Annotated in this window: 11 protein-coding genes; 5 read left to right on the forward strand and 6 right to left on the reverse strand. The window is 72.4% G+C overall.

Features of this window, described 5'->3' with window-relative positions; genetic code table 11:
* The first annotated feature begins 34 nt into the window (after positions 1 to 34).
* Together galE and ACZ6ZT_RS17625 are read left to right on the forward strand one after the other, a co-directional pair.
* The gene (galE, locus tag ACZ6ZT_RS17620) at positions 35 to 994 is read left to right on the forward strand and encodes a UDP-glucose 4-epimerase GalE (protein ID WP_469720059.1); all 960 of its coding nucleotides are present in this window, start codon (positions 35 to 37) and stop codon (positions 992 to 994) included.
* Between the two features lie 499 nt (positions 995 to 1,493).
* Complete coding sequence (locus tag ACZ6ZT_RS17625) at positions 1,494 to 2,261, forward strand: LuxR C-terminal-related transcriptional regulator (protein ID WP_469720060.1); 768 nt, start codon at positions 1,494 to 1,496, stop codon at positions 2,259 to 2,261.
* On the opposite strand, the gene tamR is transcribed toward ACZ6ZT_RS17625, so the two are convergent.
* Complete coding sequence (tamR, locus tag ACZ6ZT_RS17630; protein ID WP_469720061.1) at positions 2,220 to 2,717, reverse strand: MarR family transcriptional regulator TamR; 498 nt, start codon at positions 2,715 to 2,717, stop codon at positions 2,220 to 2,222. The two genes, ACZ6ZT_RS17625 and tamR, sit on opposite strands and share 42 nt — an antisense overlap.
* A 148-nt stretch (positions 2,718 to 2,865) precedes the next feature.
* Between tamR and ACZ6ZT_RS17635 the strand changes: the two genes are divergently transcribed.
* Both ACZ6ZT_RS17635 and ACZ6ZT_RS17640 read left to right on the forward strand, forming a co-directional pair.
* Complete coding sequence (locus ACZ6ZT_RS17635) at positions 2,866 to 3,780, forward strand: trans-aconitate 2-methyltransferase (protein ID WP_469720062.1); 915 nt, start codon at positions 2,866 to 2,868, stop codon at positions 3,778 to 3,780.
* Between the two features lie 2 nt (positions 3,781 to 3,782).
* A complete protein-coding gene (locus ACZ6ZT_RS17640) occupies positions 3,783 to 4,154 on the forward strand; it encodes a VOC family protein (RefSeq protein WP_469720063.1) in 372 nt (123 codons plus the stop codon).
* Between the two features lie 83 nt (positions 4,155 to 4,237).
* Here the strand turns inward: ACZ6ZT_RS17640 and ACZ6ZT_RS17645 are convergent, their stop codons facing one another.
* On the reverse strand, positions 4,238 to 4,912 hold the full coding sequence (locus ACZ6ZT_RS17645) for a TetR family transcriptional regulator (RefSeq protein WP_469720064.1): 675 nt from the start codon (positions 4,910 to 4,912) through the stop codon (positions 4,238 to 4,240).
* Positions 4,909 to 5,898, reverse strand: coding sequence for an acyl-CoA desaturase (locus tag ACZ6ZT_RS17650; RefSeq protein ID WP_469720065.1), 990 nt, complete (start codon positions 5,896 to 5,898; stop codon positions 4,909 to 4,911). Before ACZ6ZT_RS17650 ends, ACZ6ZT_RS17645 begins: the two co-directional genes overlap by 4 nt.
* A gap of 340 nt (positions 5,899 to 6,238) precedes the next feature.
* Here ACZ6ZT_RS17650 and ppc point away from each other — a divergent pair, with 340 nt between their 5' ends.
* Positions 6,239 to 9,010 (forward strand): phosphoenolpyruvate carboxylase, encoded by a 2,772-nt coding sequence (gene ppc / locus ACZ6ZT_RS17655; protein ID WP_469720066.1) that lies wholly within the window; start codon positions 6,239 to 6,241, stop codon positions 9,008 to 9,010.
* A gap of 67 nt (positions 9,011 to 9,077) precedes the next feature.
* On the opposite strand, the gene pth is transcribed toward ppc, so the two are convergent.
* The 3 genes from pth to ACZ6ZT_RS17670 form a co-directional block, all read right to left on the reverse strand.
* On the reverse strand, positions 9,078 to 9,668 hold the full coding sequence (gene pth / locus ACZ6ZT_RS17660; RefSeq protein WP_469720067.1) for an aminoacyl-tRNA hydrolase: 591 nt from the start codon (positions 9,666 to 9,668) through the stop codon (positions 9,078 to 9,080).
* 100 nt (positions 9,669 to 9,768) lie between these two features.
* The gene (locus ACZ6ZT_RS17665) at positions 9,769 to 10,350 is read right to left on the reverse strand and encodes a 50S ribosomal protein L25/general stress protein Ctc (protein ID WP_469720068.1); all 582 of its coding nucleotides are present in this window, start codon (positions 10,348 to 10,350) and stop codon (positions 9,769 to 9,771) included.
* 187 nt (positions 10,351 to 10,537) lie between these two features.
* Positions 10,538 to 11,515 carry a ribose-phosphate diphosphokinase gene (locus ACZ6ZT_RS17670; RefSeq protein ID WP_469720069.1) on the reverse strand — a complete coding sequence of 326 codons (978 nt, stop codon included), beginning with the start codon at positions 11,513 to 11,515 and terminating at the stop codon, positions 10,538 to 10,540.
* Positions 11,516 to 11,609: the final 94 nt, after the last annotated feature.

Genomic DNA, 11,609 nt, shown 5'->3' on the forward strand with positions numbered 1-11,609 from the left:
GCCCCGTGTGCGTCCGCGAGAGGTTGGAGTGCGAGTGAGCAAGTACCTGGTCACCGGCGGTGCCGGATACGTGGGCAGCGTCGTGGCGGCCCACCTCCTGGCGGAGGGCCACGAGGTGACCGTCCTCGACGACCTCTCCACCGGCTTCGGCGAGGGCGTCCCGGCCGGCGCGACCCTGGTCGGCGGGCGCGTCCAGGACGCCGCCGAGCACCTCGACCCCTCCTTCGACGCCGTGCTGCACTTCGCGGCCTCCTCGCAGGTCGGCGAGTCCGTCGCCGACCCGGGCAAGTACTGGGACAACAACGTCGGCGGCACCCTCGCCCTGCTCACCGCCATGCGGGAGGCGGGCGTGGGCACGCTGATCTTCTCCTCCACCGCCGCCACCTACGGGGAGCCCGCCGACGGGATCCTGACGGAGACCTCGCCGACCGCCCCGACCAACCCGTACGGGGCCTCGAAGCTGGCCGTCGACCACATGATCGCGGGGGAGTGCGTGGCGCACGGCCTCGCCGCGGTCTCGCTGCGCTACTTCAACGTGGCCGGCGCGTACGGCGAGTTCGGCGAACGGCACGACCCCGAGACGCACCTGATCCCGCTGGTGCTCCAGGTGGCCCTCGGCGAGCGGGAGTCGATCTCGGTGTTCGGCGAGGACTACCCGACCCCGGACGGCACCTGCGTGCGCGACTACATCCACGTGGCCGACCTCGCGGAGGCCCACCTGTCGGCGCTGCGCGTCGCGGCCCCGGGCGAACACCTGGTGTGCAACCTCGGCAACGGCAGCGGCTTCTCCGTCCGCGAGGTGATCGAGACGGTCCGCAAGGTCACCGGCCGGGAGATCCCCGTGACGCCCGCCCCGCGCCGGGCCGGCGACCCCGCCGTGCTGGTGGCCTCGGCGCGGAGGGCGCGCGAGCGCCTCGACTGGGTGCCGACGCGCTCGGACCTGACCCGCATCGTGTCCGACGCCTGGGACTTCGCCCGCGCGCGGCGCTCCTGACGGCCGGCGCCCTCGCGTGCGCCTTCGTCCCTCCCCCCCCCCACGCCCCGCACGCCCCCGTACGGACCGACGTCCCGCGCGGGGGCGTGCGCGTACCGTCCGGGCGCGGGCGGCGGGCGCCGTGCGCGGGCGCCCGGCGTGCGTACGCCGGGTGACATGCCACCCGCGCACCTGCCGGTGGCACGCGCCGGTCGGGAATCGGCCCCGTCGGCCGTCAGAACCGGCGAATTCCAGCCAGGCGACCGTCCGTTGCGGACCGTCCCACCGGAAAATCCCGGGAAAAACTTCCGCTATTCGGCCAACCGCGAGACCCCGCCCGCTCTACGCTGATGCGTGACACCGGTGGGGGCCGGTGTGGATTCAGGGGTCGAGACACGCCGGGTACGGCGTCCGGTCCGGGGTAGTGCTCAGATGTCGCGGCGGCGGCCGTGGCGGCCGTGGGCCACCCGGCTCGGGCGTCGTACCCGCAGTCGTCCGTTCCCCGACCCTTGGGGGTTTTGTGGTCCGTATCCGGGTTCTGGTGGTCGACGACCACCGCATCTTCGCCGAGTCTCTGGCAGCCGCGCTCGCGGCCGAGCCGGACGTGGACGTGTCCGCGGCCGGCAGCGGTCCCGCCGCCACGCGCTGCCTCGACCGCGCGGCGGCCGAGGGCCGCCGTTTCGACGTGCTGCTCGTCGACGCCGACCTCGGCGGCGTGACCGGCGCCGTCCCCGCGCCACGGGAAGCGGGCTCGGGGCCGCCGCCGGCCGCCCCGGACGGGATCGCCCTGGTCGCCGGGGTGCGCGTGGCCCACCCCGGGGTGCGCACCGTGGTCCTTGCCGAGCGCGACGACCCCCGCCGGGCGGCGCTCGCCCTCCAGGCCGGGGCCTCCGGGTGGGTGGCGAAGGACTGCTCGCTGTCGCGTCTGCTGGCGGTCGTACGGGGCGTCCTGCGCGAGGAGACCCATCTGCCGCCCGCGCTGCTCACCGGTGTCCTGCGGGAGCTGACGGCCGCGCGCAAGCACCGCAGCGACAGCGAACGGCTCGTGGAGTCCCTCACCCCGCGCGAGCACGAGGTGCTGCGCTGCATGGTGGCGGGGCTGGGCCGCAAGGACGTGGCCGCACGGCTGTTCCTGTCCCCGCACACCGTCCGCACCCACATGCAGAACGTGCTGGGCAAGCTCGGCGTGCACTCCACCCTGGCCGCCGTGGCCCTGGCCCGGCGGGCCGGCGTACGCCCCGCCGAGCTAACCGGGGATGTTGTCGAACGGAGCGGTCAACTGGCGTAGCAGCGCCGCGAGGTCGCCGCGCTGGGCGGCGGAGAGCCGGCCCAGGATCGCGCGCTCCTGGGCCAGCAGCCCGGCGAGCGACTGGTCGGCGCGGTCGCGCCCCTCGGGGGTGAGCCGGACCAGCACGCCGCGCCGGTCGCTGGGGTCCGGGAGCCGCTCGACCAGGCCCTTCTTGGCCAGCCGGTCGATGCGGTTGGTCATGGTGCCCGAGGTGACGAGCGTCTGGGTCAGCAGCTGGCCGGGGGAGAGCTGGTAGGGCGCGCCGGCCCGGCGCAGCGAGGTGAGGACGTCGAACTCCCACGGCTCCAGGCCGTGCTCGGAGAAGGCCAGCCTGCGGGCGCGGTCGAGGTGGCGTGCGAGCCGGCTGACGCGGCTGAGCACTTCGAGCGGTTCCACGTCGAGGTCAGGGCGCTCGCGCCGCCATGCCGCGACCAGTCGGTCGACCTCGTCCTCCATGCCGATCAGTGTAAGGGGTCTGTCGACATGAAGTCTCTTCAGATCGAGAATCTTGACATCGAGAGATAATCGGGCGGAGCATGGGGCAGAGAGGGGCCGTCAGGGCGGCTTCCGCTTCCGACCGTCCCATGAGCAGGGAGGCTCGAACATGCATTCCGACACCGCTCCGGCGGCGCGATCCGGCGCGGCCGGCGCCGCACCCGACGAGGCCGCCGACGCCGCCGACGGCCCCGCGCCCGGCGGCCCCTCGGCCCCGGCGCCCGTCTGGGATCCCCAGCAGTACCTCCGCCACGCCGGGCACCGGGCCCGCCCGTTCCTCGATCTGCTGGGCCGCATACCGGAGCCGCCCACCGCCCCCGCCCGCGTCGCGGACCTCGGCTGCGGGCCCGGCAACGTCACCGCGCTGCTCACCGACCGCTGGCCCGACGCCCGCGTCACCGGCTACGACCTGTCCCCGGAGATGCTGCGCCGCGCCGAGGCCGAATACGCCGGACCCACCCCGGGCGGCGGCGCCCTCGACTTCCGCCACGGCGACCTCGCGCACTGGACGCCCGAGGAGACGTACGACCTGATCGTCTCCAACGCCGCCCTCCAGTGGGTGCCCGGCCACGCGGGCTCCTTCGCCCGCTGGATCAACGGCCTGCGCCCCGGCGGCACCTTCGCCTTCCAGATCCCCGGCAACTTCACCGCCCCCAGCCACCGCCTGCTCGCCGAGCTCTGCGACACCCCCCGGTGGCGGGAGCGCCTCGGCGGCCACGGCGCCCGCTACGTGCACGTCCTCGAACCCGCCGAGTACCTCGACCGCCTCACCGGACTCGGCTGCGCCGCCGACGTCTGGGAGACCACCTACCACCAGCTGCTCCAGGGACCCGACCCCGTCCTCGACTGGGTCAAGGGCACCGCCCTGCGGCCCGTCCTCACCGCGCTCGGCGACGACCGGGAGGCCGCCGAGGGCTTCCTCGCCGAATACCGCGAGGCGCTGCGCGAGGCCTACCCGGCCGGACCGCGCGGCACCGTCTTCCCGTTCCGCCGCGTCTTCGCCGTCGCCCGCAAGGAGGCCTGAGCGTGCTGAGCGCCCTCGACCACGTCCAGCTCGCCGCGCCGCCCGGCTCCGAGGACGCGCTGCGCGCCTACTACCGGGACGTGCTCGGCATGACGGAGGTCCCCAAGCCCGCCGCCCTCGCCGCGCGCGGCGGCTGCTGGTTCGCCGCCGGGGACGTCCGGCTGCACCTCGGCATCGAGGAGGACTTCCGGCCCGCCCGCAAGGCCCACCCCGGGCTGCGGGTGACGGGCATCGAGGCCTACGCCGGCCGGCTGCGCGCCGGCGGGGCCGAGGTCGTCTGGGACGACGGCCTGCCGGGCCACCGCCGCTTCTACTCCGCGGACCCCGTCGGCAACCGGCTGGAGTTCCTGGAACCCCACGCCCCGCAGGCCTGAACCCCGAGCACACGACGGCGCCCCGCCCCCGGGGATCCCGGGGCCGGGGCGCCGACGCCGCGCGGGGGTGCGCGCGTACGTCCTCAGCTCCTGCGGTGGCCCACCAGCCGGGGCCTGGCCTCCAGGTTCTCCAGCCCGTGCCAGGCCAGGTTCACCAGGTGCGCCGCGACCTCCGCCTTCTTCGGCCGGCGCGTCTCCAGCCACCACTGGCCCGTCAGCGCCACCATCCCGACCAGCGCCTGCGCGTACAGCGGCGCCAGCTTCGGGTCGAAGCCGCGGGCCTTGAACTCCAGGCCCAGGATGTCCTCCACCTGCGTGGCGATGTCGCTGATCAGCGAGGCGAACGTACCCGTCGACTGGGCGACGGGGGAGTCGCGCACCAGGATCCGGAAGCCGTCCGTATAGCTCTCGATGTAGTCGAGCAGCGCGAACGCCGCCTGCTCCAGCAGCTCCCGCGGGTGCCCGGCCGTCAGCGCGCCCGTCACCCCCTCCAGCAGCTGGCGCATCTCACGGTCCACGACCACCGCGTACAGGCCCTCCTTGCCGCCGAAGTGCTCGTAGACCACCGGCTTGGACACCCCGGCCTTCGCCGCGATCTCCTCCACCGAGGTGCCCTCGAAACCCTTCTCCGCGAAGAGGGCGCGGCCGATGTCCAGCAGCTGCTGACGCCGTTCGGCGCCCGTCATCCGGACCCGGCGGCCTCGCCGGGGCTTGTCACTGCTGGAACTGCTGCCGTCGATCGCCACGTCCCCCATCATGCCGCGTTCGACGGCTCTTCCTTGCGCCGGGCGTCGATGCGGTCCGCCGACGGCCAGCGCACGTCCGTGGCCCAGCCGAGCTGCTCGAACCAGCGGATCAGGCGGGCGCTGGAGTCCACCTGGCCGCGCAGGACGCCGTGCCGGGCCGACGTCGGGTCGGCGTGGTGCAGGTTGTGCCAGGACTCCCCGCACGACAGCACCGCCAGCCACCACACGTTGCCGCTGCGGTCCCGGGACCTGAACGGCCGCTTGCCCACAGCGTGGCAGATGGAGTTGATCGACCAGGTCACGTGGTGCAGCAGCGCCACGCGGATCAGCGAACCCCAGAAGAACGCCGTGAACGCGCCCCACCAGGACATCGTCACCAGGCCGCCCACCAGCGGCGGGATCGCCAGCGAGACGAGCGTCCACCACACGAAGTCCCGGGAGACCCGCCGGAGCGCCGGGTCCTTGATCAGGTCCGGGGCGTACTTCTGCTGGTCGGTCTGCTCCTCGTCGAACAGCCAGCCGATGTGCGCCCACCACAGGCCCTTCATCAGCGCCGGCAGCGTCTCGCCGAACCGCCACGGCGAATGCGGGTCGCCCTCGTGGTCGGAGTACTTGTGGTGCTTGCGGTGGTCGGCCACCCAGCGCACCAGCGGCCCCTCCACCGCCATCGAGCCCATGACCGCGAGCGCGATGCGCAGCGGCCGCTTGGCCTTGAACGAACCGTGCGTGAAGTAGCGGTGGAAGCCGATGGTGATGCCGTGGCAGGCCAGGAAGTACATGAACACCATCAGGCCGAGGTCCAGCCAGCTCACCCCCCAGCCCCAGACCAGCGGCACCGCCGCCAGCAGCGCCACGAAGGGCACCGTGATGAAGAGCAGCAGCGCGATCTGTTCCACCGACCGCTTCTGCTCACCGCCGCGCGTCGCGGACGGCGCGGCCTCACTCGAACGTGGGGAGGACGTCGCGGCGTCCTCGATCAGATCGGGACCGTTGGTCATGGGGTTCCCCTGGGGGGTGAGAAGTCGGCGGGTGCGGAGTCGCAGACCCTACGGCTCCGTAACCTACGGCATCGTAAGTATGGCAAAGGTGAACGACGGGGCAAGGGGAGCACGCCCCGAGGCCACACTCTCCGGACGCCCCCGTCACCCACCCGCCGCGACCAGGGCGTCCACCCCGTGGGCGCCCTGCCCGGGCACGAGGACGCGCCACCTATCCTGGTGTCGTCGGACAGCGCGGTCCGCACGGGCAGCCCGGCTGCGCCCCGGCGGCACCGCCGCCGCACGCGTCCCGGGAAGCCCACAGCCCAGTAGCGCTCGAACACTGCAAGGAGCCGCACCTGTGAGCAGTGCTGACCAGGCCGCCCAGGCCCCCGTCACCCCCACCACCGTGACTTCGGCGGAAACGGCGAACGCGGAGCTGCGCGCCGACATCCGCCGCCTCGGCGACCTCCTCGGGGAGACCCTCGTACGCCAGGAGGGCCAGGACCTCCTCGACCTCGTCGAACGCGTACGCGCCCTCACCCGCACCGACGGCGAGGCCGCCGCGGCCCTCCTCGGCGACACCGACCTGGAGACCGCCGCCAAGCTGGTGCGCGCCTTCTCCACCTACTTCCACCTCGCCAACGTCACCGAACAGGTGCACCGCGGCAAGGAGCTGCGCGCCCACCGCGCCGCCGAGGGCGGCCTCCTCGCCCGTACCGCCGACATGCTGAAGGACGCCGACCCCGAGCACCTGCGCGAGACGGTCAGGAACCTCAACGTGCGGCCCGTCTTCACCGCGCACCCCACCGAGGCGGCCCGCCGCAGCGTCCTGAACAAGCTGCGCCGCATCGCCGCGCTCCTGGAGGAGCCCGTCGCCGGCGCCGGCGACCGCCGCCGCCACGACCTGCGCCTCGCCGAGAACATCGACCTCGTCTGGCAGACCGACGAGCTGCGCGTGGTGCGCCCCGAGCCCGCCGACGAGGCCCGCAACGCCATCTACTACCTCGACGAGCTGCACGCCGGCGCCGTCGGCGACGTCCTGGAGGACCTCGCCGCCGAGCTCCAGCGCGTCGGCGTCGAGATCCCCGCCGGCACCCGGCCGCTGACCTTCGGCACCTGGATCGGCGGCGACCGCGACGGCAACCCCAACGTCACCCCGGACGTCACCCGCGACGTCCTGATCCTCCAGCACGAGCACGGCATCACCGACGCCCTCGAACTCGTCGACTTCCTGCGCGGCCTGCTGTCGAACTCGATCCGCTACACCGGCGCCACCGAGGAGCTCCTCACCTCCCTCCAGGCCGACCTGGAGCGCCTCCCCGAGATCAGCCCCCGCTACAAGCGCCTCAACGCCGAGGAGCCGTACCGCCTCAAGGCCACGTGCGTGCGCCAGAAGCTCGTCAACACCCGCGAGCGCCTCGCCAAGGGCACCGCCCACGAAGAGGGCCGCGACTACCTCGGCACCGCCGAACTGCTCGCCGACCTCACCCTCATCCAGACCTCCCTGCGCGAACACCGCGGCGCGCTCTTCGCCGACGGCCGCATGGACCGCACCATCCGCACCCTGGCCGCCTTCGGCCTCCAGCTCGCCACCATGGACGTACGCGAACACGCGGACGCCCACCACCACGCGCTGGGCCAGCTCTTCGACCGCCTCGGCGAGGAGTCCTGGCGCTACGCCGACATGCCCCGCGACTACCGGCAGAAGCTCCTCGCCAAGGAGCTGCGCTCCCGCCGGCCGCTGGCCCCCACCCCGGCCCCCCTCGACGCGGCCGGCCAGAAGACCCTCGGCGTCTTCTCCGCCATCAAGGACGCGTTCGAGAAGTTCGGCCCCGAGGTCATCGAGTCGTACATCATCTCGATGTGCCAGGGCGCCGACGACGTCTTCGCCGCCGCCGTCCTCGCCCGCGAAGCGGGCCTGCTCGACCTGCACGGCGGCTGGGCCAAGATCGGCATCGTGCCGCTGCTGGAGACCACCGACGAGCTGCGCGCCGCCGACGTCATCCTCGACGAGATGCTTGCCGACCCCTCCTACCGGCGCCTCGTCTCCCTGCGCGGCGACGTCCAGGAGGTCATGCTCGGCTACTCCGACTCCTCCAAGTTCGGCGGCATCACCACCAGCCAGTGGGAGATCCACCGCGCCCAGCGCCGGCTGCGCGACGTCGCCCACCGCTACGGGGTGCGCCTGCGCCTCTTCCACGGCCGCGGCGGCACCGTCGGCCGCGGCGGCGGCCCCTCGCACGACGCGATCCTCGCCCAGCCCTGGGGCACCCTGGAGGGCGAGATCAAGGTCACCGAGCAGGGCGAGGTCATCTCCGACAAGTACCTCGTCCCCTCGCTGGCCCGCGAGAACCTGGAGCTGACCGTCGCGGCCACCCTCCAGGCCTCCGCCCTGCACACCGCGCCCCGCCAGTCCGACGACGACCTGGCCCGCTGGGACGCGGCCATGGACATCGTCTCCGACGCCGCGCACGCCGCCTACCGGGCGCTGGTCGAAGACCCGGACCTGCCCGCGTACTTCTTCGCCGCCACCCCCGTCGACCAGCTCGCCGACCTGCACCTGGGCTCGCGCCCCTCGCGCCGCCCCGACTCCGGCGCCGGCCTCGACGGGCTGCGGGCCATCCCGTGGGTGTTCGGCTGGACCCAGTCCCGCCAGATCGTCCCCGGCTGGTACGGCGTCGGCTCGGGCCTGAAGGCCCTGCGCGAGGCCGGCCAGGACCAGGCCCTCGCCGAGATGGGCGAGCGCTGGCACTTCTTCCGCAACTTCCTGTCCAACGTCGAGATGACGCTGGCCAAGACCGACCTGCGGATCGCCCGCCACTACGTCGACACCCTCGTGCCCGACGACCTCAAGCACGTCTTCGCCCGCATCGAGGCCGAACACGAGCTCACCGTCCGCGAAGTCCTGCGGATCACCGGCGGGACGAAGCTGCTGGACTCCAACCCGGTCCTCCAGCAGACCTTCGGCGTCCGCGACGCCTACCTGGACCCGATCTCCTACCTCCAGGTCTCCCTGCTGGCCCGCCAGCGCGCCGCCGCCGCCCGCGGCGAGGAACCGGACCCGCTGCTGGCACGGGCCCTGCTGCTCACCGTCAACGGCGTGGCCGCCGGCCTGCGCAACACCGGCTGACCCGTCCCGCGTGCGAGAAGGCCCCCGCCACCGGATCCCTCCGGTGGCGGGGGCCTTCCCGTACGCCCTACGAGTTGTACGTCGACTGCGCCCGCTCCAGGCCCTCCTGGACCAGGCACTCCACGGCGTCCGCGGACCGGTCCACGAACCAGTCCAGCTCCTTGCGCTCGGTGGAGGAGAAGTCCTTCAGGACGAAGTCCGCGACCTGCATGCGGCCCGGCGGGCGCCCGATGCCGCAGCGCACCCGGTGGTAGTCCGGGCCCATCGCCTTCGTCATCGACTTCAGGCCGTTGTGCCCGTTGTCCCCGCCGCCCAGCTTCAGGCGCAGCGTCGGGTAGTCGATGTCCAGCTCGTCGTGGACGGCGACGATCCGCTCCAGCGGCACCTTGTAGAAGTCGCGCAGCGCCGTCACGGGACCGCCCGACAGGTTCATGAACGACATGGGTTTGGCCAGCACCACGCGCCGGTTCGCCGGGCCGGGCGGCCCCAAGCGGCCCTCGACGACCTGGGCGCGGGCCTTGTGCGCCTTGAACTTGCCGCCGATCCGCTCGGCCAGCAGGTCGGCCACCATGAAGCCGATGTTGTGGCGGTTGCCGGCGTACTCCGGTCCGGGGTTCCCGAGACCGACGATCAGCCAGGGCGCCGCGTCGTCCGACATCAAAAGCTCCTTAAGTGCCTGGAACGAAGACGACCGCCGTCCCGCTCCAGTGGAGCCGGACGGCGGTCGGTCAGCAACTGCTGAGGGGGTGGGGCGAGGCTCAGGCCTCGGTGCCCTCGGCGTCGGCGGCCGGCTCCTCGGCCTGCGGGGCGACGACCTGGAGGACGGCGATGTCACCGTCGACGGCCAGCGTGGTGCCGGTCGGCAGGACCAGGTCCTTGGCGTGGATGGTGGCGCCGGCCTCGAGGCCCGCGATGGAGACGGTGACCTCGGTCGGGATGTGGGTGGCCTCGGCCTCGACGGAGATGGTGTTCTGGAGGGTCTCCAGCATGTTGCCGCCGGCGGCCAGCTCGCCCTCGGTGACGATCGCGACGTCGACGGTGACCTTCTCGCCCTTCTTGACGATCAGGAAGTCGACGTGGGAGATCGAGCGCTTCAGCGGGTGCTTCTGCACGGCCTTCGGGATGACCAGCTCGGTGCCGGCGTCGCCGAGGTCCAGGGAGAGCAGGACGTTCGGGGTGCGCAGCGCCAGCTGGAGGGCGTGGGCGTCGACGTTCACGTGCTTCGGCTCGGTGCCGTGGCCGTAGATGACACCGGGGGTCAGGGCGTCGCGACGGGCCTGGCGGGCGGAGCCCTTGCCGAAGGTGTCACGGATCTTGGCGGAAAGCTTGACCTCGGACATGCTCACTCCTCGTGGGGTGACGGAAATGGGACGACGGTCACCCGGCCGGAACGGCCTGCTACGAAGAGCGCGTCGATAACGGAGCGTCCGGACCCGGAAAAAAACGGGCACGGCCTCCCTCGCCGAGCAACTCATGGAGTGTACCCGGGGAGGGAGGCCGTACCAAAAAGGATCTACGGCGCAGCGGTTACTGCTGCTCCTCGAAGAGGCTGGTGACCGAGCCGTCCTCGAAGACCTCGCGCACCGCGCGCGCGACCATCGGGGCGATCGACAGCACCGTGATCTTGTCGAGCTCCAGGTCCGAGGGGTCCGGGAGGGTGTTCGTGAACACGAACTCGCTGACCTTCGAGTTCTTCAGGCGGTCGGCGGCCGGGCCCGACAGGATGCCGTGCGTGGCGGTGACGATGACGTCCTCGGCGCCGTGCGCGAAGAGCGCGTCGGCCGCGGCGCAGATGGTGCCGCCGGTGTCGATCATGTCGTCGACCAGGACGCAGACGCGGCCCTTGACCTCACCGACGACCTCGTGGACGGTCACCTGGTTGGCGACGTCCTTGTCACGGCGCTTGTGCACGATGGCCAGCGGCGCGTCGAGACGGTCGCACCAGCGGTCGGCGACGCGTACGCGGCCGGCGTCCGGGGAGACGATCGTCAGCTTGGTGCGGTCCACCTTGGCGCCGACGTAGTCCGCGAGGACCGACAGGGCGGAGAGGTGGTCGACCGGGCCGTCGAAGAAGCCCTGGATCTGGTCGGTGTGCAGGTCGACCGTGAGGATGCGGTCGGCACCCGCGGTCTTCAGCAGGTCGGCGACCAGACGCGCCGAGATCGGCTCGCGGCCCTTGTGCTTCTTGTCCTGACGGGCGTAGCCGTAGGACGGGATGATCACGGTGATGGAGCGTGCCGACGCGCGCTTCAGCGCGTCGATCATGATCAGCTGCTCCATGATCCACTTGTTGATCGGAGCCGTGTGGCTCTGGATCAGGAAGCAGTCCGCGCCACGGGCCGACTCCTGGAAGCGGACGTAGATCTCACCGTTCGCGAAGTCGAAAGCCTTGGTCGGCACGAGGCTGACTCCCAGCTGGTGCGCGACCTCCTCGGCCAGCTCGGGGTGGGCGCGGCCGGAGAAGAGCATCAGCTTCTTCTCGCCGGTCGTCTTGATCCCGGTCACAGCACTGTCTCCTCAGACGTGTGAAAAGCTGCTCGCCCCCGTGTGCGTCCGTCCCGCACACGGTGAGCCAGCCGAATTGCGTGCACTATCACGG

Source organism: Streptomyces sp. NPDC102258 (genome assembly GCF_055584685.1).

What these genes read in the sequence shown, in the direction of transcription:
- ACZ6ZT_RS17650 (WP_469720065.1), bottom strand. Translation starts at nt 5,898, where the DNA reads ATGACCAACGGTCCCGATCTGATCGAGGACGCCGCGACGTCCTCCCCA.
- pth (WP_469720067.1), bottom strand. Translation starts at nt 9,668, where the DNA reads ATGTCGGACGACGCGGCGCCCTGGCTGATCGTCGGTCTCGGGAACCCC.
- ACZ6ZT_RS17635 (WP_469720062.1), top strand. Translation starts at nt 2,866, where the DNA reads ATGCATTCCGACACCGCTCCGGCGGCGCGATCCGGCGCGGCCGGCGCC.
- ACZ6ZT_RS17665 (WP_469720068.1), bottom strand. Translation starts at nt 10,350, where the DNA reads ATGTCCGAGGTCAAGCTTTCCGCCAAGATCCGTGACACCTTCGGCAAG.
- tamR (WP_469720061.1), bottom strand. Translation starts at nt 2,717, where the DNA reads ATGGAGGACGAGGTCGACCGACTGGTCGCGGCATGGCGGCGCGAGCGC.
- ACZ6ZT_RS17645 (WP_469720064.1), bottom strand. Translation starts at nt 4,912, where the DNA reads ATGATGGGGGACGTGGCGATCGACGGCAGCAGTTCCAGCAGTGACAAG.